Below are 23,195 nucleotides of genomic sequence, written 5' to 3'. Positions count from 1 at the left end.
GCTGGATGAGGCGCGGTGCATCTGCCGCGTGCCACCACCCGAAGCCTCGAAGGCGGCAGAGTGGCTGCTTGACAACGAGTATCATGTGCGTCGGGCGGTACGTCAGGTGCGTGAGGATATGCCACCGGCTTTCTATCGCCGTCTCGCCCGATCCGCCTTGCCTGAGGCGCAGGGGAGCCCGCGTGCATTTCTTGCAGCACGCAGCTACGTTGAGGAAAGCCATGCGCAGATCGACGTGGCGACTACGACAGCTTTCGTGAACGCGTTCCAAGGCGGGGAAGGGCTTTCCCTCGCCGAGCTATGGGCATTCCCTGCGATGCTTCGGCTCGTGGCGCTCGAAGAAATCATGACGACCTTCTGTTGTCTTGTCCCGGAACTCGCGCCACCCTTTCAAGAGCTGGAGAGGCCCGGTAACTGGCAAGACCGGGATCCCACCGATGCCCTGTCGCGGGCGATCGTGGCACTTGCCGCAATTGAGCGGATCGACTGGAAAGCATTTGTCGAAGAGACAAGCCATGTCGAGGCAATCCTGCGCAGGTCACCCGACGGGCTATACCCCGAGATGGATTTTGACACGCGAGACCGGTATCGGCAGGCGATCGAAGTTCTTGCCGATGGGACCGGGCAGTCTGAGCCAGACATCGCACGCGAGGCGGTTCGTATGTCGCGCGACCATAGGGGATCGTCACGCCAGAACCATGTCGGATGGTGGTTGGTCGATGGTGGCCGCGCCGAGTTCGAGGCGCTGACGGGCTATCGGGGCAAGCGCACCGAAGCCTTTCGCCGCCTGGCGTTGCGCCGACCGGGATGGGTCTACGTCTTGGGCCTTGTCGGAGTTGCCGCATTGGGGCTTGCCGCCCCGCTGGCGCTGCTCATCACTTGGGGTGCAAGCGGCGTCGCTCTTGCGCTTGGTGGTCTGCTGCTGCTGATGCCCGCTTCGATCATTGCGGTGACGGTGACCAATTGGCTTGTCACGCAAACCGTGCCGCCGCGGGTTCTGCCCAAGATGGATTTCCAAAAGGGACTGCCCGAAGGCGTCGACGCAGCCGTCATTGTCCCGGCCATTTTCCGACGTCCCGACGAGGTTGCTCCTGTTCTTGCGCAACTGGAACGTCACATGCTGACAAACCCGGATCCGCAGATACACTATGCGCTTTTGAGCGACCCTGCCGATGCCGCGCAACAAGTGACGGATGGGGACCAAGCGCTTGAGGCCGCACTCGTCGACGGGATTCGTGAGTTGAACCGTCGATACGAGAAGACCGCGCCCTTCGTCCTGCTCCATCGCCGACGCAGCTGGAACGAGGTGGACGGCATCTGGATGGGATGGGAGCGCAAACGGGGCAAGATTGAGGCATTCAACGATGTCCTGCATGACGGGGTCACGGATGCCTTTCCCCTGACCGAGGGGGATGTCGAAGGATTGCGTGCCGCGCGGTATATCGTGACGCTTGATGCCGACACAATTGCCCCCCCGGGCGCGGTGCACAGCCTTCTTGGCGCGCTGGCCCATCCGCTCAATCGCGCTGAATTCGACGAGGACGGAGAGCGTGTCATCGCGGGCTACACCTTCATCCAGCCCAGGATCGAGATATCCCCGGAAGCGGGGGCAGTTTCGCCGTTTACGCGGCTCTACACCGGCGACACGGCCATCGACATTTACAGCCGCGCGGTATCCGACATTTACCAGGACCTTTTTGGCGAAGGGATTTTCACCGGAAAGGGGGCTTATGATGCTCTGGCCTTTCGGCGCAGCCTCGGGAACCGGGTTCCGGAAAACGCGCTGGTCAGTCACGACCTGTTCGAGGGGCTCCACGGGCGGGCGGCTCTGGCATCCGATATTGTGCTCTACGAAGGGTTTCCAGCGCGGTATCCGGATTTCACACGCCGCATGCACCGCTGGATTCGCGGGGACTGGCAATTGTTGCCCTGGCTTGGCCGACAGGCACCGGGGCGCAGCGGGGATCGGTTGCGCAACCCTCTGTCTGCACTCGATCGTTGGAAGATCGTTGACAATCTCCGCCGGAGTCTGATCGCTCCGTCCCTTGTGCTGCTGGCTCTTTGCGGCTGGCTCGTGATCCCCGAGGCGGCACTGATCTGGACGCTGCTGACCGTGGCGGCTCCGGGCAGCTATCTGGTGACCTACATCGTCACGGGTATCTCGCGCGGGCGTCGTCGCGGCGCCGTGCAGGACCGCTGGCGACAATTGCGCGACCACGTTGGCCGGTGGCTTCTGGAAATCGCGTTCATGGCGAATGAGGCGGTCATCTGTCTCGACGCCATCGGACGTGCGCTATGGCGGCTCACCGTGTCGCGGCGCAACATGCTGGAATGGTCGACCGCCGCCCATGTTGCCGCGACGGGTGCCAATACGCGGGCGCGTTTCTGGATCGACATGGCGGGCGCACCCCTGCTTTGTCTCGTCATCACGGCCACACTGGCCGTTCTGGCCCCTGCTGCTTTGCCCGGAGCACTGCCGCTGCTGCTACTTTGGATTCTGTCGCCAGAAATCGCCTACCTGATATGCCGACCATGGCACCCCACAGAGGACAGTTTTTCGGACACCGACGTTGCGTGGCTTCGCCACATCGCACGGCGCACATGGGCCTATTTCGAGACCTTCGCCGGACCCGAGGACAACTGGCTGGCGCCCGACAATTACCAGACCGAACCCAAGGCGAAAATCGCCCACCGATCTTCGCCCACGAATGTCGGGATGCAATTCTTGTCGTCCATGACCGCACTTGATCTCGGGCATGTCGGGCTGCGCGACCTCGCGCAGCGGACAGAATTTGCACTTGAGGCGCTGGAACGGATCGAGCGCCACCAAGGGCATCTCGTGAACTGGTTCGAGACGCGCACCCTTCTGCCGCTGGAGCCTCGCTATGTCTCGACAGTGGACAGTGGCAATCTCGCGGTGTCACTTCTGACACTGCGCGAAGGCCTCATTGAGGTTGCGAATGGTCCGGCGCTGTCGCGCGCGCTCTGGGACGGGTTCATCGACACGCTTGGCGTGTTGGCAGAGGCAACCGGAGATCTGCCGGCCGAACATTCACAGGTGATACGGGCGCGGATCCGCACCCTCAGCGACAATGCCGAAGCGGCTCGGGATGATCCGGCCGGGTGGCGCGGCGCTCTTTGTCGGAGTCTTGAAGAAGACTTGCCCAAGCTGTCCGGGGCCATCCTGAACGCCATAGATGCCACGCCCGGCGCCGCTCCGGGCGAATTGCATTTCTGGTTCGAGCGCAGCCGCCATCACGCGGCAAGCTTCCTGCGTGATCTCGACGCCCTTTGCCCGTGGCTGGCGATCGACGGTTGGATGGAGGTCGAGGAAAACGCCGCCGAGATCGCCAAAAGGCTGCGCCCGGACATAGCGCTCGGGCAGCTTGATGATGTGTTGGGATGCATCCAGGATGGCACCCAAAGTCTTGCGAAAACCGGGCTTGAGGGTGCGGAACTACAGACCGCCATTTCCGCCGGACAGACTGCACAGGTGGCTATGCGCGACACCCTGTTGACCCTTGCTCAGGAGGCTGGCAGGCTCGCGATGGGAATGGACTTCTCGTTCCTTTATGATCGGGAAACCCGGACGTTCTTTATCGGCTACAATCTCAGCTTCGATCGGATGGACGAGCACCGCTACGATCTGCTCGCGTCCGAGGCGCGGCTGGCCAGCTACATCGCCATTGCCAAGGGCGATGTTCCGGCAGAACACTGGTTCCATCTGGGGCGGCCAATCTCGCGGTCCTCGGGTCCGCTGACGGTCCTGTCATGGAACGGATCCATGTTCGAGTTCCTGATGCCGACGCTTCTGATCCGCAGTGCTCCGGGTCAGTTGCTGGGCCAGAGCGAGCAGGCCGCCGTCGATATTCAGCGGCGCTACGGGGACAGGCTCGGCTTGCCATGGGGGGTGTCGGAAGCCGCATTCGCCGCACGGGACACCGCACAGAACTACCAGTATCGCGCCTTCGGCGTGGCCGGGCTGGGCATGCGCCAGGGACTTGCGGAGGATTATGTGGTCGCACCCTATGCAAGCGCGCTTGCGCTTTCGGTCCGACCGGGGGCAGCCGTGCGCAATCTACGTCGGCTCGAGGCGCTTGGCATCCGCGGGCACTACGGGTTCTATGATGCAGTTGACTTCACACCTTTGCGGTTACCTGAAACAGCCACCCATGTGCCGGTTTTTACCTATATGGCGCACCATCAAGGCATGCTTCTGTCCGCCATTGGCAACGCATTGGGCGACAGCGTTTTTGTGCGTCGCTTCAACCGCGATGCGCGCATTTCAGCCATTGATCTGCTAATGCATGAACGGGTGCCGTGGGAATATATCCCGGAGCCGTTGCCGGACGCGGGGTCGACGCTTCCAGAACAGATTGAACGACGCGTTCTTCCGCTGCACGGCTGGTCCGCCGAGGACACAGATGTACCGCAGATCCACACGGTCGGGAATGGCCATCTCTCGGTCTGGCTGTCGAGCGCGGCAACGGGGAGTATCTGGCGGCACGGGCAGTCGCTAACCCGTTGGAGCGGCGATCCCGTCATCGACAACGGCGCAGCGCGGCTTTTACTACGTGATGCCGAGGATGGCGCGACATGGGAATTCCGGCGCACACCCGAACAATGGGTGGATGTAATGTTTCACGCCGAAAAAGCGTCCTTCCACCTGCAGCACCACGAAATCGCCGCAACACAGGAGATTTGCGTCGCTGCGGCGGATGACGTGGAGATCCGGCGCGTTACGCTGGTCAATCATGACGACCGCCACCGGGTGGTCGACGTTACAAGCTATGCGGAACCGGTTCTTGCACCGCATGCGGCGCATGAACGCCATCCTGCCTTTAGCAAGCTCTTCGTCAGGAGCGAGATCTTGCCAGACATGGACGGAGTGCTTTTCACCCGGCGACCACGGCGGCCCGAAGATGCACCTTCGGTGATGCTGCACCGGCTTTTATGCGAGGATCGGGGCGTGGTCGCCGCAGGCGCCGAGACCGACAGGCGGGCGCTGGTCGGTCGTCATGGAACTTGTCTCGCTGCCGCAGATGCGGAAATGACGGGTGCGGCAGGTTGGACCCTCGATCCGGTGGCGGCGCTGCGGGCGCGGGTCAGTCTTGCACCGGGACAGCGTGCGACATTTGCATATCTCATGATCGCGGCGGGTTCGCGGCAGTCGGCAATCGACACGGCAGAACGCTACGCGACCGCTCCCGCACTGGACTGGGCCTTCGAGGATGCTGCCCGCTCGGCTGCGGTTGAGGCAAATCGTGTCGGTCTGGCGCCATCGGATATGGCCGATACACAGCTCCTGGCCACCCGCCTGCTCAGGCCGGCTGCACGGGTTGCCGCAAACGGCGAGACCGCAGGACCGGGACAACCTGACCTGTGGGGTCTTGGCGTTTCCGGTGATTACCCGATCATGCTCGTCGAGGTTGCGGACGCTGACAGCGCCGATCTGCTGCCGCCCATCGTGCGCGCGCAGCGTTGGCTCAGACGAAATGGTCTGCGCTCCGATCTTGTGGTTCTCGGCACGAAGGCCTCGAGCTACGAAGAGCCGATCGCCGCGAGACTGCGCGACGCTCTGCGCGATGCCGGACTCGCCGAGGGACTTGGCGGCGACGGCGGGGTTCATCTGCACAGTGTTGACCGGATCTCACCTGCTCAGGTGCGCGCGCTTGAGACGCTTGCGCGGGTAACGCTCGATGGTGCCGCGCCGACGCTGGAGGCGGCGCTGCCGACACCGCAGGAAGACACCGTCAAACCACCGGTCTTCGACCCCGGCGGCCACCCGATGACCGAGGCGATCGAGCCATTGAAGCGACCCCAGGACCTGGTTTGTGACAACGGCCTCGGGGGCTTTATCCCCGACAATGGCGACTATCTCATGCAGATCGGCCCTGGCCAAACCACCCCGGTGCCGTGGTGCAATGTCATTGCCAACGACGACTTCGGCACCATCGTCACGGAATCCGGGCTGGGGTTCACCTGGAGCCTCAACAGCGGGGAATTCCGTCTGACGCCATGGTCAAACGATCCGGTCACAGACATGCAGGGCGAAGCGATCTATCTGCGAGACGAGGAAACCGCGCAGGTCTGGACGGTCACGCCATTGCCAACGGGTGATCTGACACAATGCCGCGTCACCCACCGGGCGGGCGAGACGGTTTGGCAGCGGTCATCGCAGGGACTTGCGCAGCGGCTTTCGATTTCGGTGCCACAGAATGCACCGGTTAAGGTGATCAGCCTGGAGTTGACGAACACCACGACAGGCCAGCGGCGTATAACCGCGACCTGTTATGCAGAGTGGCAACTTGGGGCGACGCCATCGACCGCCAAGCCGAATGTCAGGACAGGCTATCACGAAGCGGTCGGGGCGCTGATCGCGCAAAGCGGCTGGTCACCGTCGTTTGCCGGTCAGATCGCGTTCCTGACCGCCAGTCGGCAGGCACATGCGATGACCTGTGACCGTGCGGCTTTTCTTGGCCCTGGCGGCACTGCAATGCCCGAAGGTCTGCGGCGCTGGAGCCCCTGGGGGCGAACAGATTCGGTGGAGGACGCCTGCGCGGCCTACCAGGTGCATCTCGATATCGCGCCTGGCGCGACGGAAAAGGTGGTTTTTGTGCTTGGGGCTGCCACCAGCCTGGCCGAGATAGAAACCCTCGCCGCGACATTCGCGGCACCGGACAAGGCGGCTGCGGCCACTCAGGCTGTGGCGGATGTCTGGCAGCACCGTCTTGGTGCGATCCGGGTCGAGACACCGGATGAGGCCTTCGACCTGATGGTGAACCGCTGGCTGCCGTACCAGTCCTATGCCTCCCGTATCCTCGCCCGTGCCGGGTTCCAGCAGGCCAGCGGCGGCGTCGGGTTCCGCGATCAGCTGCAGGACATGATGGCGTTCCTGCTGTCCGAGCCGCAACGCGTGCGGGCCCATATCCTTGATTGCGCAGGCCATCAATTTGAAGAGGGCGATGTGCTGCACTGGTGGCATCCACCAGAGGAGCGCGGTGTCAGGACCCGCTGTTCGGACGATATGCTCTGGCTGGTCTACGCCACCCATACCTATGTCCGCGCCACCGGCGACACATCCATCCTGACGGAGCAGGTGCCTTTTCTTTCCGCCCCGCCATTGGCCGAAGACGAAGAGGACCGCTATGCCGCCTTCGAGATCGGGCAATCATCCACGCTGCTTGATCACTGCCTTCGTGCGATGCAGCGCGGCGCCACCAAGGGGGCGCACGGCTTGCCACTGATCGGCAGCGGTGACTGGAACGACGGCATGGACCGGGTTGGCTGCCGGGGCCGCGGTGAAAGTGTCTGGCTGGCATGGTTCGCGGCGTATTGCGGCGATGCCTGTGCCGATCTGGCCGATCTGTCCGACCGGGCGGATGAGGCGGGGTTCTGGCGCCAGCGTGCAGGGGAATTGCGGCAGGCTGCGGAAACCTGCGCCTGGGACGGTGACTGGTATCTACGCGCCTTTGACGATGACGGTGTGCCGTGGGGGGCGGCGCAGAATGACGAGTGTCGGATCGACAGCATCGCCCAGTCCTGGGCGGTTCTGGCGGGTGCTCCGAACCGGGCACGTGCCGAACAGGCGCTCCGGTCGGCGGCCGCCCACCTGATCGATCCCGAACACCGGCTTGTGCGGCTTTTGACACCGGCCTTCGACAAGACGCCACGCGATCCCGGTTACATTCGCGCCTACCCGCCGGGGGTCCGCGAGAACGGTGGCCAGTATACCCATGCGGCCACGTGGCTCGGGCTGGCCTTTGCGCGGCTCGGCGACGGCGATGAAGCGTATCGGATATTCGACCTGATCAACCCCGCGCGCCGCAGCGCGCGCCCCGAGGACATGCGCATCTACCGTGGTGAGCCCTACGCCATACCGGCAGATGTGGGTGGTGCTGCGCCGTTTGAAGGCCGGGCTGGATGGACCTGGTATACCGGTGCCGCAGCCTGGGGGTGGCGTCTGGCGGTCGAAGGGATCCTTGGGCTGGAACTGCGGGGCGGTGCTTTGCGCATCGCCCCCTGCCTTCCGTCGGACTGGACCGGTTACCGCGCGACGGTGCGGGGACAGGCCGGGTCCATTGCGATAACGGTGCAGCAAGTTGATTGTAGCGACGACGGTGCCGCCAACACACAGGATGGGAACGGTGAAGACGGGATGATCGTGGAGTTTCCAACCGACGGATCGACCCGCCAGGTTTGCGTGCAAGTCCGCCGTGGGAGCATCGCGCGTAGGCGACAGGCCAGCGCGAGGGTATGAATGCCCGCTTGCACACCATCAATGCCGAACGTGCCGATTTGTCTATTCTGATACAACACATGATGGAGGAGAGAGGCCGATGCAGATCAATGAATTGCCACACTACGACATGTCGATCAACACGACAGGATGTTGTCCAAAGTTCAATCCCGAGGGATGGGACGGGCAGGATCTGCATTTCCGCAACAAGCCCATGATACGGGCGGTGACGATGTCGGTCATGCATGTGCCGCTGAATATGGGCCGGGTGTTTTCCCGTGTGCAAGGCCACATCAAGAATGCCGGTGCGTTTGATCCAGACGACTGCATCGTGTTGACCCAGGACACCTCGCCCTGGGCCAGCGAACACTACTTTTCCGTCAGAAAGCCGGTTGAAAACGAGGAGATGACCACGCTGTCCGGGGACTTTGTCACCAAGGTCTTTGAGGGACCCTATCGCGAGGCCCGCAACTGGTATCGGGAGATGCAGAATCTGGTCCGCGAGCGCGGCGGCTCGCCGGGCGATATCTATTTTTTCTAGACGATCTGGCCGCGTTACGCGAAAGCCTATGGCAAGAATTATGTCGTCGGCGTGGCGGAAACACGCGCCGCTTAGAAGGCGGCCGCCGGGAAGGTAATCACCGGCACCTCGATCTTGCGCTCGGTCATGCTGCCTCCGTTCAGAACTTCATGACCGATCTGCTTCAAGGTCTCTGCTGTTTCGTAGTCGATCAGGATTTCTGAACAGGTTGCACAACGCAGTGCGGGTATCCGCTCTATTACATAAGGCTTTTCCCCGCTCCAGATTGATGTCGTGGTTTCGCATTCGATGAGGTCATACCCGTTGCAACGGGAGCAGGTTCTAATGGGTTGCTCGTTAACGTTCGAGACGTTGGCTGCGGGCATGGGTCGGGCCTTTCTCTGATTTGGGTTGGCTGCTAGATGGGGGGGGACGAAAATCTGGCGGGCCAGTCGTCTTGAATATCCCTGCGGCATAAAACCCCGGTTCAGCCATGGCTGAATGCGCGACCATGGCCTTTGACCAGATCCGCAAGGTGATCAAAAAGAAAACCCCGGCAGTAGGCAGTCGAGGGACAGGCCTGGGACAAGGCTGCCGGGGCCGTAATGCGCCTCCATGTGGGGGGAGGCGCGGGGATTTGGACTGCGCAGTTCGCTCAGGCGGCGGATTTCACCTCCACCTTGCGTTCTTTCTGTTTCGCTTCCGGAGTCTTTGGTAACGTCACGGTCAACACGCCGTTGGCGAAATCTGCAGAAACGGCCTCGGCGTCGATGCCGGAGGGCATGGAAAGGATGCGCTGGAATTCCCCGTAGCGGCGTTCACTGACGAGGTAGTCCTCCTTCTCCTCTTTCTTCGCCTCCGATTTTTCACCGCGAATGGTCATCGTTCCATCACTCAGCTTGATGTCGATGTCCTCGGCGGTCATTCCCGGCAATTCGGCTGTGACCCGGTATTCACCGTCACATTCCACGAGTTCCGTTGCCGGCTGCAGCGTCCATTCGACACTTTCGGGGAACAATGAATGTACCCGGCGCGGCAGCAGCGGTTGCCGCCAGAACCCTGTGCCGAAATCGTCGAACAACCGATCAATCTCGTTTCTGAGCGAAAGCATTGATGGCCACCCCTCGACGGTCGCTGGTGGCGTCTCTCTGCGAACTTCAATCTCGGACTTCTTCTTGGACATCCTCAGGTCTCCTTTTGGCAAGGCCGCGCTTCTGCACGGACATGGATTTCATGACAGCGTTTAATCTATTTGCACCGTGCGCCAGTGCATTGACGGCGGTCATCCGGTTGTCAGATTTCAGTGACCTGAAGCAGGTTTCCATCCGCTTTGAGTGGTCACCCTCTGCCGCGTGACGAGCGGGCGGTTCCACGCCCGCAATGGTCGCGAGCAAGTCGAGATCGTGAATCCGGAACCGGTAGGGGGTAAGGCAGGTGATCAGCTTTTTCCCTTCCAGATATCGCAACGTCCGGCTGATCGTCTCGACGGCGGTATTGGTCAGGTCCGCCCAGTCGCCCCGGTCGATTTCCATGCTCAAAACGAGGCCCCCGTCGGGGAGCGGCTCGGTCGGCATGAACTCGACCGCCCTGATGAGGAAGCCAATGATCCGCTCGCGGCTGGTCAACGAACCATTGTGCCAAAGCGAGTCCAAAAGCCGTTGGTGCTGATGGTCCATTTCCTGCAGCAGCGACTTTCGGAAAGGCTGATTGATTTCCAGTTGCCGCTTGACTGTCGCACTGTCGTAAAAGCAGATTTCGATGTCAGTGGCGGCCTCTAAATCATAGCCATGCTCCTGACCGAGAAGCCCGCCAACGATGTCGCCGGGTATCACCAGGCCCACCAGAATACGTTTACCGCTCACCTTTATCACTGATCTTCGTGCATAACCGCGTCGGACAACTCCGAGAAAGCCGCTGCTCTTACCTTGTTCGAAAATTCGCTGTCCGCGGCCAAAACGGCGCAGAATTGGCGGATGAGTGCCGAAAACAGGCGCATCCTTGATGATGCGGCAGAGTTGAGAACCACGTAACTTGCATCTGCGACATGCTTTAAATGCTGCGTGGATTTCGGTTCGGGGCCAAGACACACCCATCCCCAAATCACGTGCAGTCTGAATCATGTTTATGGCTCCTTTCTAATTGCCCGGCGCACGGCGTCGCGCAGATCCGCCTCGGGTAGGTTGATGAGGTTGAGATCGCGTTCGAGGATCACCGCACTGTTCAGGGATGCGGGGATTTCGCGGCGCAAGACCCCCAGCATTTTTGGTGCGGCAAAAATCGCCAGCCGGGTCAGATGCCCCTTGCGAAAGTAATCTTCCAGAACGCTTAGGGTCTCCTGTGCAAAATCCTGCATGTCGCGCAGGACCGGGTCAGATCCGGGTTCCATGGCAGAACGCCGCCCGTCGGCACCCGATGCAAAGCTGCGGCCCGCCTTGTCGGAGAGATAATCGCGCAGATGGGTCGATTTTGCCTTGCTGACGAGTTCTATCGGGTCCTGAGAATCGCCGTCTTCGAGTTCCCGCAAAATACGGGCACGGACGCCATCACTTATCAGGGCCCATGTCTTGTGACGCATCACATCCTCCACTGTGCACAAGTTGCGCTCTTAGTATGGAAGCCGATCTACACCGGAAGGTCATTGATACCTATCAATGCCGACCCCGGTTCAGCGGTTTGCCGCTCGTGGCCGTAGGGGTGAAAGTGTGGTACTGATCAGATACTGGTGATCAAGGCGAAGGTGGCGCGACTCGCTAACTTGGCCAGGCAATCGGGGGGCACTGGAGATATGACGGGAAAGACTCGCAAAGGGACGCGCCTGGCCTTGTCTGGATCGACGGCGTTCTCGCAGCTTCGTCCCGAAACACGGGATGCACTGGAAGCGATGTGCCGTGCGAAAAGCTATCGCGCGGGACAAACAGTCATTCATGCGCAGGAGCATTCAGGTTTCATCGGCTGCGTTCTGTCTGGCATCTTGCGTATGCAAAAGACTTTGGCCGATGGGAGAGAGCATATCGTCGGGCTTCTTGTCGAAGGGGACACATTCGGAAGGGTGTTCGACGGCGCGGCAGAGTTTACCATCGAGGCGGCGACAGACGCGGAATTTTGCGCATTCCCCCGGACGAAATTTGAGGCCCTTATGACGCGGGCGCCCGACCTTGAACGCGCGATCCTGTTGAACATCACCAATGAATTGGATCGGGCGCGGGAGTGGCTGATCATTCTGTCAAACCAGAAGATCGCGGGGCGAATTTCCGGATTTTTGCTGCTGTTGTGCTCTCGCTTTCGCGATATCGACCATATTCTGCAGCCAAGCCCAGAGGGCATAGAGGTCAAGATACCGATCAACCGGGCCGATCTGGCCCACCTGTTGGGCACCCGACCGGAATCGATCTCTCGCTCACTGCATTCGCTAAGAGATCAAGGGGTTATCGACATTCTCGAACCCGACCGCATTTTGATCCGAGACACGAAAGCCTTGGCGTTAGCGGCTGACGTCGACGAAATCGAGGCCATTTCCACCCTTCAGGATCTTTTGAAGAACCATCGCCCCGAGCACTGACCAATGTCCAGAGGTCAGCCCGGATCGCGGCGGGTTTTCGGGCGTCTGGGATGCCGCCAACGCTGATCGCCCTCAATCCGCAATCGTCACCGACGCGGCGTAGGCCCCCTTGTCGCCCTGCATCTCGCGGAACCGGAGCCGGGTACCTTTGTCCAGACGCTCCCAGTCGTCAGAGGTCAGGCTGTCGCGCTGAAAATATACCTTTCGGCCATTGTCGGCCTGGACCCAGCCATATCCAAGTTCAGGCTCCAGTTCGGCGATTTCTCCGTGAAGCACGGGCGGATGGTGCTTTACCTCAATGCCGTCCATCTTCTTTTTGCGCTTTTTCAATGCCTTCTCGGCGGCGGTGAACGCGCGGTTCACGGCCAGAATCAAATCGTCTTGCGCGCTGCCTTGGGCGATTTCCCGGGAAATCGACAAATCAGGGCCGGGCAAATGCAGGTTGAGCCGAACCTTGAAGACGCGCCCGTGCGGTTTCCTTTTCTGTGGTGCCTCCATCGTCACCTCGCATTCGGTGATGCGGTTGTCCCGCCGCTCCAGCATCTTGATGCGTCGGCGCACGAGATTCTCGACCGCCAACGAGTGATCCACATTGTGATAGGAGATGATCGGTTCAATCTGCATCTTGAGGCCCCGGATTGCGGACGTCACGGAAATCGAGCACGTTAGCGCTGCGGATCAGGGATGGTGATCTGCCACGGCATGTAGAAGCTCGCCGGACAATTCCCTGCCAACCGCGTGGGAAATGTCGCCGAGGCTCAGCATTCCCACGAGCCGCTTGTCATCGTCGATGACCGGAAGACGGCGGATCTTCTTCTGATCCATGAGATGAATGGTGTCTTCCACCGTCTCGGTCGTCCTGCAATAGACGATGCCCTTCGTCATGATCTCCTCGGCGGTTGTTTTTGCCGGATCTCGTCCTTCCGCGACCACCCGAAGCGCGATATCACGGTCGGTGACCATGCCGATCAGCTTGTCATCCTTGCCGACCGGGATCGCGCCTATATCGTTTTTCTGCATTATCTTCGCCACCTCGCTGACGGGCGTGTCGGCACTGGCCCAATCGGCCTGTTGGTGCATTGCTGCGGCAACTTCCATTTGGGGGACTCCTTTCTGCGTCGCTTTGGGTACATGATAGGGGCTATGGCGCGCCGGTTTCATTGACTGCCGTCAAGCGGATGATGCAATCGCTTGATTGCATCGGCAATCAGGGGGCACATGTCAGGATGCGCATACGGTCGGCTAGGTTGCCACTGGGTGCCGCAACAGCAGCAATGCTGTCGGTCAGGGTGATGGTGTCGACCAGAGTGGTCTGAGAGAAGGCCGAGATCGCCGCATTCGTGAGCAGATCATGCGCCGCGATGGTACGCACTTTGGCAGCACTCCGGGCGCTTCTCCACCGTCGAATTCATGCCTTCGTTCCGGGCGATTTCGAATCCTCCGATCCGGGCAACCTGTCGGCCCAGCCTATCGGATCTGTTGAGCGCAAAGAAAAGCATGCCACTTCATCGCGGGCTGGGAACGTCGCGGCATTGACGGCCATCAATGCACTGCACGAGATTACCGCCCATCATGCAGTTCAACCATATTCAAGCGGCAGGTGCTTCATGACCACAACCGGTATCGCCACGCTCGATCATGCCCCGCAGGTTTTTGCCGAATGGCTGAATGAACTCTGCGATGATCTCGGGTTTTCAAAGCCACGGGCATACATGCTTCTGCACGAGACGTTGCACGCCATTCGTGATTTTCTGACGGTTGATGAAGCCGCAGATCTGGCAGCGCAGCTTCCGGTGCTGGTGCGCGGGGTGTATTTTGAAGGCTGGAACCCTTCGAAAACCCCGGCGAAGCCACGCAATAAGAGTGACCTGATCGAGCGGGTTGCATCGCGGTTTCAGAAAGAGCCTCTGGATGAACCGGACCGGGCCGTGGTGGCGGTCATCGACCTTTTGCGCCGACATGTATCCTGGGGCGAATTCGAGCAGGTCAAGCACGCCATGCGTAAACCTGTTCAGGAACTTTGGGAATAGGCGTAGGCTGCATGTCTTTGCCCGTCGGCACCCTGGTTCAAACGGAATGTGATCCTGTCGAGGTGTCTCTGAAGGACATTTGGGCAGCCCGCTGCGCGCCGACGTGCTGGATTTTGTCCCCCTCCGGCACCCGAATCCTGCCGTGGGGAAATCATCGCGCGGGCGTGTCGGGGCTTCTTGAGCGAAGGCCACGGCGACCTGCGCGCCGAACATGTCTGTCTGACCAACCCGCCGGTGGTCTTCGACCGCGTGGAAGTCGATCACGATGTCCGACTGGCCGATCCATTCTTCGAATTCGACGGGCTGGGGATCGACTGTGTGTTCGCGGGGGCAGCATGTATCCGGGTCCTCATGCTGTTGTGGGTGTCGCAGACAATCGCGCCACCAAGTCGCACCCTGCTGACCACCTATGGTGTTGTCACCTGCCTGACCCGCACACGGTTGGCCATCTACCACCTGCGTGATGCGGAAATCCGAACGCCGACCAAGTGGTCGCCCGGGCAAGGCATTATCAGGGCGCGGCGGCGACATTGATCGGGAGCCTCGGGATCAGTCAAACGGGCCATCATTGCCGCGACACCGGACGAAGTCAGGAAGGATAGCGAATGCCAAATGATCCGCCTCGCAAACCGCCATATGACGACGCCCAGAATCGATGGATGATTTTCGCTCTCTGGGCAGTGCTTTTTGCGGCTTATACCTTTGCGTCCCTCAGCAATGTTGATTCCAGGGTCCAGATCGTTTCCTACAGTGAAATCAAGCAGATGATTAACAACGGTGAAGTTGGTCAGGCGCTTCTGCAGGAGCACGCGATAACGGTCTCGGGCGAGGCTGACGTTACCACCGCAGTGCCGCGGTTCCGCGCGGTTACACCGTCCCAGGGCGATCCCGAGCTTCTGCCGCTGCTGGAGGCGCATGGCGTCGAGATCACCGCCGAAGAACCCCGGGGAGTGTCGGTTCTCAGCTATCTCCTGCCGTGGATTCTGATCCTCGCGGTCTATTTCTGGTTCCAGCGGCGGATGCTGAGTCAGATGGGGGGCGGATTTGGAGCGGGTGGGCTTGGCCCGGGCGGCTTGGGGGGCCTGTTCAGCGGACGGTTTTCCCGGCCCAACGAAAGCGGAACCCGGACAACCTTCGCTGATGTGGCTGGTCAGGACCAGGCCAAGAAGGAGGTGGCCGAACTGGTCGAGTTCCTGCGCGAACCCGAACGTTTCCAACGCGTGGGCGCCGAAGTGCCGCACGGGGTGCTTTTGATGGGCGCACCCGGCACCGGCAAGACGCTTCTGGCCAAAGCGCTGGCGGGCGAGGCTGATGTTGCGTTCTTTTCGACATCGGGCTCCGAGTTCATCGAGGTTTTTGTCGGTGTCGGTGCTGGCCGTGTGCGCAAGATGTTCGAGGCCGCGCGCAAGGCTGCCCCGGCGGTCATCTTCATCGACGAGTTGGACAGCATCGGCCGCACCCGGGGCACCGGGCTTGGCGGCGGACACGATGAGCGCGAACAGACGCTGAACCAGATTCTGGCCGAGCTTGACGGGTTTGAGGGCAAGGAGGCCGTCGTGGTCTTGGCCGCGACCAACCGGCCCGATGTGCTTGACCCTGCGCTTCTGCGCCCCGGGCGCTTTGATCGGCATGTTGTGCTCAATCTGCCCGACCGGTTGGACCGACGGGCAATCCTCGACATTCATGCCAGGGTGCTGCCGCTTGCCGATCCTGCGGATCTGGGTGCGATCGCGGATGGCACCCCGGGCTTTTCGGGTGCCGATCTGAAAAACCTGCTGAACGAGGCCGCGATCCAGGCCGCCCGCCGAAGCGCTGCATCTATCACTATGGCGGACCTTCAGGAGGCCCGCGACAAGGTGATGATGGGCACCGTGCGCACGCTGGCAATCCAGCCCGAGGAAAAACACCGCCTGGCCGTGCATGAGGCGGGTCATACAGCGGCGGCATTTTACACGCCGGGGGCCGATCCGCTCTACAAGGTGACGATCATCCCGCGCGGGCGCAGCCTGGGTGGGACGCATATGCTCGGGCGCGAAGAGCATCACACCCTGTCCGAGGTTTACCTTCGCAGCCAGTTGACCATCCTGCTGGCCGGGCGCGCGGCCGAAAAGCACCTGCTCGGCGGCGTCAGCTCCGGCGCCGACGACGACATCAAACGCGCCACCGAGCTGGCCCGATCGATGGTCGCCCGTTGGGGTATGAGCGACGACATAGGCCCGGTGGACCTGCGTCAGAGCGAGGATCATCCCTTCCTCGGCCAGTCGATGGCCCAGCCGCGCGAACACGCCGACAAAACCGCCGCACGGGTTGATGATGCGGTATCGACGCTTCTCAAACAGGCAGAGGCAGATGCAACCGGCATTATCACCCGCCACGAAAAAGAGGTCCGTGCGCTGATCGACGCGTTGGAGAGCAAGGAGGTGCTGGAGTTCAAGGAAATCGAGACCTGTCTGAAACCGGTCGTATCCGTGGTCAGGCCGCTGCCGCGCAAGAACGATGACAACGAATGCGAGACGTGAACAGGACACAATGGCACCATCCGAACCGGTCGGATATTCCGTCCCCTAATCGGCCACCTCCGCCTTGATGGGAGGACGCACGGCGCCATCAAATCCTGAAAAAGCCCGCTATTGACGCCAAAGCCCGGCTTATCGGATTGACTGGGATTGTCTCCGGGCAGCTGACGCGCGTAGATACGCGGAATTTGGCCAATGCAACATGGTTCAACGGCGCGGGAATCCATCCCCGTTGACGGCTGACAATGTGGCGAATCTGCGAATCTCCATACTCCACCGGGTTGCTGCTTTTGGAGGGGGCTACGCGATGATGAGATTCAATGACGATGCGACAATCAAAGCGAATGACCCATCGGTCCTCGCGCCCGAGAGTAAACCTTGGATTCTTTTCCCAATGCGGCATAGCGAATACCAGAATTGCCGAAACGATGTCGACGATCTGCTCGGCCCGCATCCCGAACGGACGGTTGAGACCTTTCACGACCTAGGGTTGAACGACGACGAGATCGCTAGGTACTTCGGAGTCTCTCCGCGCAGGATCAAACGCCTGTCAGATGGCGGCCAGCGATCGGATCGCTCCGACAGCCTTCACGACGTTGCAAAGCTGATGCGGGTGTCGCTCTTTGGCGGGCCAGGCGGATAACCCGGCCTTCCCTGGGCCGCAGTCTCCGACGTTTCCCCGCTACAGGCGATGCGGCATATATCGAATGCCGACACCAAAGGCTCTCGCCATTGATCCTGGTCAACGCACCCTGCCTTACATCGTCCAAGATGAGCGGAACCAGACTGAAGAGGAGCCTCGCGCCATGCCGACCGACGACGCCCAAGGGCAGCACCATATCGTCGGCGGCGGCATCGCCGGTCTTGCCACGGCGGTCTTCCTGATCCGCGATGCCGGGGTCAAGGGCCAGAGTATCCAGATCTACGAACAATGCGATGTCGTCGGCGGGTCGCTGGACGGCGCGGGTACAGCCGAACTCGGTTACGTGGTCCGTGGCGGCCGGATGTTCGAGAAACACTTCGCCTGCACCTTCGACCTGCTTGATACGATTCCCTCTGCCGACGATCCGGGCTTGACGGTTAGTGAGGATATCCGGGCCTTCAACAGGATGGTGCCCGGTTCGTCCGATTGTCGCCTCGTGCGTGACGGAAAGCCCGCCGAGGATCGCTACGATCTCACGCTTAGCGCCCACGACATCGTCGATATCAACCGGCTGGTTCTGCATTCGGAACGCACATTGGGCGCGCGGAAGATCAATGACTGGTTCCGGCCAGAATTCTTCGACAGCAATTTCTGGCTGATGTGGTCCACAATGTTCTCGTTCCAACCCTGGCATTCTCTCATCGAGATGCGGCGCTATCTGCGACGTTTCATCCACCTGTTTCCCGGGTTCACCCGGATCGCCGGGATCTTGCGGACGCGCTACAATCAGTATGACTCGCTCATTGGGCCGATCGTGACCTGGCTTCAGGACAGGGGCGTTCACATCGCGACCGACGCGCAGGTCACCAACGTAAGGATTGAGGGCACCCGGCAGGATCGCTGCGTCGTCGCCCTGATCCTCGCTGGTGACGAGAGGGTGCCGATCAGCGAGGCAGACTGGGTTTATCTCACCCTGGGGTCCATGACCGAGGGTTCGGTTCTGGGCTCGAACACCGAGGCCCCCGGTCTCGAGGATCACGAGGGCGGTGCATGGGCGCTCTGGCGCAGCCTTGCGGCAGAGCATGAAGGGTTCGGTAACCCCGAAGCGTTCTGCGGCGACACCAGCGAGACCGCCTGGCATTCCTTCACCGTCACGATGGACAGCCCTGACTTCTTTGAATTCATGGAGGATTTCACCAACAACCGCACGGGTACGGGCGGGCTGCTCACCTTTGCTGCGTCGGGCTGGACGCTTTCTATCGTGCTCATGCATCAACCGCATTTTCGCGGGCAAAAACATGGCAGCTATGTCTTCTGGGGCTATGGGCTGCGTGGCGACCGCGAGGGCGATTTCGTGTCCAAGCCGATGTGGGAGGCCACGGGCAACGAGATTATCAAAGAACTCTGTGGGCATCTGAACCTTACGGCGGCACAGAAAGAATGGTTCAAAGACGCCCGCTGCGTACCCTGCCGGATGCCCTTTATCACCAGCCAGTTCATGCCGCGCATCCTTGGCGACCGCCCCGATGTGCGCCCTCAGGGCGCCCGGAACTTCGCAGTGATTGGGCAATATGTCGAGCTGCCCCGCGATTGCGTCTTTACCGTGGAGTACTCCGTGCGATCTGCGCTCACCGCCGTGGCCAGCCTGACCGGTAAGGCCGATCCGCCGCCGCCTGTCGCACGCACAGAACGCGACCCGATGGTACTGATACGCGCCGCACGGGTTCTTGTGGGCATGGGGACAGAGTGACCGTCAGCCACACCGTCACCACCTTGCGGGATCAGGTTGGTGCAGGCACGATGATAGTGTCAGTTCTCTGGCTCTGCGTCGACGGCCTGTATTGATTGCAGATAGTGGACCAGTTCATAGATGCGGTTGCGCACGCGGGTTTCGTTGATTTCATCCGGTCCGTATTCAGACATGGCGGCGTTCATGTAACGGTCACCCCAGACCGGCATCTTGCGATCGCCATGCGCGGCTACTTCGGCCCGGCCATCGATGACCGAAAAGACGCGTTCAATCGGGAATGTGCCATCATTGCGAACCGAAAGCTGCGTCAAGTCGCCGGGGTCGACACCGCGGAACAGGCGAGTCAGAAAGCCTGCGCCCGTTCCGTCCATGCCGTGGCATGACGCACAGGAATTCAAGAACTCCCGTTCCGTCGGTTCGATGATCACGGGTTTCCAGGGCAGGGGTCGTTCTATCGGCCCCTGTGCTTTCAATGGCGCTCCAGACCCCAAGATCAAAATGGCCAGGACTGCGGCTGTGCGTGTCATATTGCGCTCTCCTTTTTTTCCAACAGGGTTGCGCCTCCAGCATCTCTGACTTGCCTTGCGGCGGCATTGACGCCGGACAACGGCCGCCCAGGGCATCTCTTGGTTGGCACTTCGAAACCGTGTGACCAGCTCCATCCCAACGCGGCACCCGTGCTAACCTTCCAGGCGCGACCATCGCTGCGCTCTCTAACGCCGGTTCAGCGCGGTTGCACCTGCGAGCACGTCCAGCATTTCGCTGGTAATCTGCTCTTGCCGCCGGAGCCGGAATGCACCGTTCATTTCTGCCAGCCGGTCGCGTATGCCCTTTTCGGCGGATTGCGTGGCCGCCAGCCGCGAGGCGTGTTCGGAGGCCTGCGCTTCAGCCAGAGCACGAAAGATACGGACAAAGACATGTTCGCGGATCAGACTGGTCAAAACGATATTGCGCTCCTCGGTATAGGTGGGCAGGCGCCGCGATGGCCATGTCCGATTGGCCTGATGGAAAAGATAGGCAGGCGAGACCGGTAACAGCGACATGGTCACCGGGCGGGCAGGGGTCTCTGGTGTTTGGACGGCGTGGACAATGCGCAGCCTGGCGATGCCTCGCTGCGTACGCCAGTGATCGGCCAGGGCCAGCAGGTTGCGTGTTGACGCGCGTAGCCCCTCGACCGAACCTGGCGTGGCATGAACTACGTCCGGTGTATGGCCGGCGCCTGTCAGCAATTCGGCGGCGCGGGTGCCGATCGCGGCCAGAGCGACATTTTCTGCCCGGCCAGACAGGATGTTTTCCAAGGCAGCGTTTAGGACAACTTCGTTGAATCGACCGCAGAACCCGTGGTCCGATCCCGACACGATCAGACCCACAGGCCCGGTCTTCCGCTCTGCCTTGGAGGCGGCAATGGCGGCATCGGCGACGTCCTTGTCGCGTAGAACGATCTGCAGGCCATAGTCGACGGTTTCGTCATAGGCACGCACTGCTTGGGCCGCGCGCTCGCAGCGCCGGATCGTGATCGAAGACAGTGTCTTCATCGTCCTCACGATGGATTGCAGGTCGCGCATCGTGGCAATCCGGCGCTGAAGGTGTTCAAGCGTCTCCATTGCCGCTCTCCTGTGCCAATGGCGCAAGGGCCTGCCGGATGGTCGAGATGAGGGCCGTGCGATCGTCTTCGGCAAAAGGCTCACCATTCTCGATCCGGCGGCAGAGCGGGGCCGCCGTCTCCCGGATCGCCCGGGATATGGCCCGCTCGGCATCGGCCACGCGATCTAGCGGCAGTGTGTCCATCAAGCCATGGGTTGCGGCCAAGAGCACTGCGATCTGTTCAGGGGGCGCTGGCCGCGCCTGCTCGCGTTGTTGCAGCGCCGCGCGCACACGGCGGCCGCGCGTGAGTTTCAGCTGCGTATCTTGGTCCAGTCGCGTCCCGAAGCGCGAAAACACCTCCAGTTCCTCGAACTGGGCAAAGGACAGAAACAGGTCGCCCGCAACGCTGCGATAGGCGGGCAGCTGTGCTTTGGCTCCCACCCGGCTGACCGACCGCCCAAGGTCGACCGCCGGCAGCAGGCCTTTTTCGAACAAAACCGGGGACAGGTATATCTGACCGTCGGTGATCGAGATCAGGTTGGTTGGGATATAGGCAGCGATGTTCTGCGCCTGGGTTTCGACAATCGGCAGGGCGGTCAGCGATCCACCGCCCCGGTCCGGGCGCAGATGGGTCGCACGCTCGAGAAGCCGCGAATGGATGTAGAAGATATCGCCGGGATAGGCCTCGCGTCCTGGCGGTCGGCGCAAAAGCAGCGACAGTTCGCGATAGGCGCGGGCATGGCGGGTGAGATCATCATAGACAACAAGGACATCCTCGCCGCAGGCCATGAAGAACTCGGCTATCGAAGTGGCGGCATATGGGGCCATGAACTGCAGTCCCGGCGTGTCCTCGCTGCCCGCCACGACGACCACGGTGCGGTCCAGCGCGCCCCCGCGGCGAAGCGTGTCGATAACCCGCGCAACCGCCGAGGCGCGCTGCCCCACGGCGCAATAAACGCAGATCCCCGGTTTGGCAGCCGGTCCCTGACCGCCGGGCCGCCCTGCCTGGTGGTTGAGCATGGCGCTGACGGCGATGGCGGTCTTGCCGGTCTGACGGTCGCCGATGATCAATTCGCGCTGGCCGCGCCCAATGGGGATCGCGGCGTCCACGGCCTTGACCCCGGTTTGCAGCGGTACTTCAACCGGGGCACGATCAAGGATCGCCGGGGCAGGGCGTTCGACCGGCCAACGCTCTGCCGCACGCAGTGGGCCGGCTTCGTCGATGGGGTGGCCAAGCCCGTCGACCACCCGCCCCAGAAGCGCCTGACCCACCGGAACGTCGATGGCGCGGCCGGTACGCCGTGCCTCGCTCCCGACGGCGAGCGCCGCGGCCGGGGTGAGCAGGGTCACCCCGACGCGTTTTTCGTCAATATCCAGGGCTGCACCCATGAGCCCGCCAGGAAAGGTAATCAGCTCGTCTGCGCCCAGTTCAGTGAAGCCTTCGACATCCGCAACCGCTGCGCCCACCCGGACAACCGTGCCGATCTGTTCATGTCGCAGGCGCGCATTGTGGGCGTCGAGCCCGCTGTCGAGCGTGGCCAGTAGATCCTTCGCGATGCCGTCTAACACTCCCATGGCTATTCTGCAGCCTCCTGCCTGTCTTCGCGCCCAATCATCACGCCGATTTCTTTTTCCAGATCGTCGAGATAGGCACTCACGTTCCACTGCAGGGTCTGGCCGCGCACCTTCAGCCGGATCCCGCAGCCGATCTGCGGGTCTCGCACGAAATCTGGCTGCGCATTTTCGTACACCACCGCACGCACCGCTTTGCGCAAACGGTTGCGCAGGGGATCAGGCAGATCGAAGGCGCTGGCCACGGTGATCCGGCCGCCAGAGGTGGTCTCGGCGCGCAGACTGGCGAGGCTCTTGCCAGTCAGCCCGTTCAGCTGGGCAATGAAAGTGTCGGCCATCGCCTCTTCCAGACGCGCGCCGGCAAGATCGTTCAGGACCCGGCGTGCCACCCGCCCAACATGCCCAGCTGCCTCGCGCCGAAGATCAACAAGGAACGCTGCCGTCTCTCGGTCAATCTGGCTCTCCCAGGCGGCGCGCTGCGCAGCAACGCGCTCGCGCGCTTCCGCTTCCAGCCTGTGTTCCAGGTCCTGCGCCTCTTGTTGAGCCTGTGCCAGCAGCGCCGCGCGCCGCTGTTGGAACTCCAACTGTTGCTGTTTCAGCGTCTCGACTTCTCCGGCGGCCTTGGCTTCGCGCTTCTCGGCCTCGGCGAACCGGCTGCGGATCGCCGCCTCCCGGTTCCGCATGGCGCGAACGACTGGCCGATAGAGCAACCGCTGAAGCAGCCAAACCAGCACCAGAAAGTTCGCGATCTGGGCGGCGACGGTGATCCAGTCGATTTGCAT

The 23,195-nt window shown here is 61.5% G+C and carries 19 protein-coding genes; 8 read left to right on the top strand and 11 right to left on the bottom strand.

The genetic code is table 11. From position 1 onward, the window contains the following. Positions 1 to 28 precede the first annotated feature (28 nt). The gene (locus LRK71_RS13260) at positions 29 to 8,260 is read left to right on the top strand and encodes a GH36-type glycosyl hydrolase domain-containing protein (protein ID WP_232404310.1); all 8,232 of its coding nucleotides are present in this window, start codon (positions 29 to 31) and stop codon (positions 8,258 to 8,260) included. 79 nt (positions 8,261 to 8,339) lie between these two features. After that, positions 8,340 to 8,780 carry a hydrolase gene (locus LRK71_RS13255; RefSeq protein ID WP_232404309.1) on the top strand — a complete coding sequence of 147 codons (441 nt, stop codon included), beginning with the start codon at positions 8,340 to 8,342 and terminating at the stop codon, positions 8,778 to 8,780. Between the two features lie 71 nt (positions 8,781 to 8,851). Here LRK71_RS13255 and LRK71_RS13250 read toward each other — a convergent pair whose 3' ends face one another. From LRK71_RS13250 to LRK71_RS13235, 4 genes are all read right to left on the bottom strand, one after another. Continuing rightward, a complete protein-coding gene (locus tag LRK71_RS13250) occupies positions 8,852 to 9,145 on the bottom strand; it encodes a YgiT-type zinc finger protein (protein WP_232404308.1) in 294 nt (97 codons plus the stop codon). A 269-nt stretch (positions 9,146 to 9,414) separates the two neighbouring features. After that, positions 9,415 to 9,942, bottom strand: a complete 528-nt coding sequence (locus LRK71_RS13245; RefSeq protein ID WP_232404307.1) for an Hsp20/alpha crystallin family protein — start codon at positions 9,940 to 9,942, stop codon at positions 9,415 to 9,417. After that, the gene (locus LRK71_RS13240; protein WP_232404306.1) at positions 9,917 to 10,879 is read right to left on the bottom strand and encodes a Crp/Fnr family transcriptional regulator; all 963 of its coding nucleotides are present in this window, start codon (positions 10,877 to 10,879) and stop codon (positions 9,917 to 9,919) included. Before LRK71_RS13240 ends, LRK71_RS13245 begins: the two co-directional genes overlap by 26 nt. A gap of 2 nt (positions 10,880 to 10,881) precedes the next feature. Further along, entirely contained in the window at positions 10,882 to 11,334 is a 453-nt protein-coding gene (locus tag LRK71_RS13235) for a host attachment protein (protein WP_232404305.1), read from the bottom strand. A 147-nt stretch (positions 11,335 to 11,481) separates the two neighbouring features. Between LRK71_RS13235 and LRK71_RS13230 the strand changes: the two genes are divergently transcribed. Then, positions 11,482 to 12,318 (top strand): Crp/Fnr family transcriptional regulator, encoded by an 837-nt coding sequence (locus LRK71_RS13230; protein WP_232404304.1) that lies wholly within the window; start codon positions 11,482 to 11,484, stop codon positions 12,316 to 12,318. Between the two features lie 72 nt (positions 12,319 to 12,390). Here the strand turns inward: LRK71_RS13230 and LRK71_RS13225 are convergent, their stop codons facing one another. The 3 genes from LRK71_RS13225 to LRK71_RS13215 form a co-directional block, all read right to left on the bottom strand. Next, positions 12,391 to 12,942 (bottom strand): HPF/RaiA family ribosome-associated protein, encoded by a 552-nt coding sequence (locus LRK71_RS13225; protein ID WP_232404303.1) that lies wholly within the window; start codon positions 12,940 to 12,942, stop codon positions 12,391 to 12,393. 54 nt (positions 12,943 to 12,996) lie between these two features. After that, positions 12,997 to 13,416, bottom strand: a complete 420-nt coding sequence (locus LRK71_RS13220; protein ID WP_232404302.1) for a CBS domain-containing protein — start codon at positions 13,414 to 13,416, stop codon at positions 12,997 to 12,999. 109 nt (positions 13,417 to 13,525) lie between these two features. Further along, positions 13,526 to 13,690: a hypothetical protein gene (locus LRK71_RS13215; RefSeq protein WP_232404301.1), complete on the bottom strand. Its 165-nt coding sequence runs from the start codon at positions 13,688 to 13,690 to the stop codon at positions 13,526 to 13,528. Position 13,691: 1 nt separating this feature from the next. On the opposite strand from LRK71_RS13215, the gene LRK71_RS13210 reads away from it, so the two are divergent. The 5 genes from LRK71_RS13210 (at position 13,692) to LRK71_RS13190 (ending at position 19,257) form a co-directional block, all read left to right on the top strand. Next, positions 13,692 to 14,348, top strand: coding sequence for a DUF2267 domain-containing protein (locus LRK71_RS13210; protein WP_232404300.1), 657 nt, complete (start codon positions 13,692 to 13,694; stop codon positions 14,346 to 14,348). Between the two features lie 177 nt (positions 14,349 to 14,525). Next, positions 14,526 to 14,882, top strand: a complete 357-nt coding sequence (locus LRK71_RS13205; RefSeq protein ID WP_232404299.1) for a hypothetical protein — start codon at positions 14,526 to 14,528, stop codon at positions 14,880 to 14,882. A gap of 125 nt (positions 14,883 to 15,007) precedes the next feature. Continuing rightward, the gene (gene ftsH, locus LRK71_RS13200) at positions 15,008 to 16,867 is read left to right on the top strand and encodes an ATP-dependent zinc metalloprotease FtsH (RefSeq protein ID WP_232404298.1); all 1,860 of its coding nucleotides are present in this window, start codon (positions 15,008 to 15,010) and stop codon (positions 16,865 to 16,867) included. Between the two features lie 304 nt (positions 16,868 to 17,171). Then, a complete protein-coding gene (locus tag LRK71_RS13195) occupies positions 17,172 to 17,507 on the top strand; it encodes a hypothetical protein (RefSeq protein ID WP_232404297.1) in 336 nt (111 codons plus the stop codon). Positions 17,508 to 17,670: 163 nt separating this feature from the next. Beyond that, a complete protein-coding gene (locus LRK71_RS13190) occupies positions 17,671 to 19,257 on the top strand; it encodes an oleate hydratase (RefSeq protein ID WP_232404296.1) in 1,587 nt (528 codons plus the stop codon). Between the two features lie 59 nt (positions 19,258 to 19,316). Here LRK71_RS13190 and LRK71_RS13185 read toward each other — a convergent pair whose 3' ends face one another. The 4 genes from LRK71_RS13185 to LRK71_RS13170 all read right to left on the bottom strand — a co-directional run bounded on the left by LRK71_RS13185 (position 19,317) and on the right by LRK71_RS13170 (position 23,195). Next, on the bottom strand, positions 19,317 to 19,784 hold the full coding sequence (locus LRK71_RS13185; RefSeq protein ID WP_232404295.1) for a c-type cytochrome: 468 nt from the start codon (positions 19,782 to 19,784) through the stop codon (positions 19,317 to 19,319). A gap of 186 nt (positions 19,785 to 19,970) precedes the next feature. Then, the gene (locus LRK71_RS13180; RefSeq protein ID WP_232404294.1) at positions 19,971 to 20,861 is read right to left on the bottom strand and encodes a F0F1 ATP synthase subunit gamma; all 891 of its coding nucleotides are present in this window, start codon (positions 20,859 to 20,861) and stop codon (positions 19,971 to 19,973) included. Beyond that, entirely contained in the window at positions 20,848 to 22,416 is a 1,569-nt protein-coding gene (locus LRK71_RS13175) for a F0F1 ATP synthase subunit alpha (protein WP_269751752.1), read from the bottom strand. The genes LRK71_RS13180 and LRK71_RS13175 overlap by 14 nt, the downstream gene beginning before the upstream one ends. A gap of 2 nt (positions 22,417 to 22,418) precedes the next feature. After that, positions 22,419 to 23,195, bottom strand: coding sequence for a F0F1 ATP synthase subunit B family protein (locus LRK71_RS13170; protein WP_232404293.1), 777 nt, complete (start codon positions 23,193 to 23,195; stop codon positions 22,419 to 22,421).

The sequence above is a fragment of the Pseudophaeobacter flagellatus genome, assembly GCF_021228235.1.
In the GTDB taxonomy this organism is placed as follows: Bacteria; Pseudomonadota; Alphaproteobacteria; order Rhodobacterales; family Rhodobacteraceae; genus Pseudophaeobacter; species Pseudophaeobacter flagellatus.
This window is presented reverse-complemented; position numbering and strand designations above follow the sequence as displayed.

Coding starts and splice junctions, on each gene's coding strand:
- ftsH (WP_232404298.1), top strand. CDS start 15,008: ATGATTTTCGCTCTCTGGGCAGTGCTTTTTGCGGCTTATACCTTTGCG.
- LRK71_RS13225 (WP_232404303.1), bottom strand. CDS start 12,942: ATGCAGATTGAACCGATCATCTCCTATCACAATGTGGATCACTCGTTG.
- LRK71_RS13190 (WP_232404296.1), top strand. CDS start 17,671: ATGCCGACCGACGACGCCCAAGGGCAGCACCATATCGTCGGCGGCGGC.
- LRK71_RS13185 (WP_232404295.1), bottom strand. CDS start 19,784: ATGACACGCACAGCCGCAGTCCTGGCCATTTTGATCTTGGGGTCTGGA.
- LRK71_RS13255 (WP_232404309.1), top strand. CDS start 8,340: ATGCAGATCAATGAATTGCCACACTACGACATGTCGATCAACACGACA.
- LRK71_RS13175 (WP_269751752.1), bottom strand. CDS start 22,416: ATGGGAGTGTTAGACGGCATCGCGAAGGATCTACTGGCCACGCTCGAC.
- LRK71_RS13180 (WP_232404294.1), bottom strand. CDS start 20,861: ATGGAGACGCTTGAACACCTTCAGCGCCGGATTGCCACGATGCGCGAC.
- LRK71_RS13195 (WP_232404297.1), top strand. CDS start 17,172: ATGATGAGATTCAATGACGATGCGACAATCAAAGCGAATGACCCATCG.
- LRK71_RS13245 (WP_232404307.1), bottom strand. CDS start 9,942: ATGTCCAAGAAGAAGTCCGAGATTGAAGTTCGCAGAGAGACGCCACCA.
- LRK71_RS13240 (WP_232404306.1), bottom strand. CDS start 10,879: ATGATTCAGACTGCACGTGATTTGGGGATGGGTGTGTCTTGGCCCCGA.
- LRK71_RS13220 (WP_232404302.1), bottom strand. CDS start 13,416: ATGGAAGTTGCCGCAGCAATGCACCAACAGGCCGATTGGGCCAGTGCC.
- LRK71_RS13250 (WP_232404308.1), bottom strand. CDS start 9,145: ATGCCCGCAGCCAACGTCTCGAACGTTAACGAGCAACCCATTAGAACC.
- LRK71_RS13235 (WP_232404305.1), bottom strand. CDS start 11,334: ATGCGTCACAAGACATGGGCCCTGATAAGTGATGGCGTCCGTGCCCGT.
- LRK71_RS13170 (WP_232404293.1), bottom strand. CDS start 23,195: ATGCAAATCGACTGGATCACCGTCGCCGCCCAGATCGCGAACTTTCTG.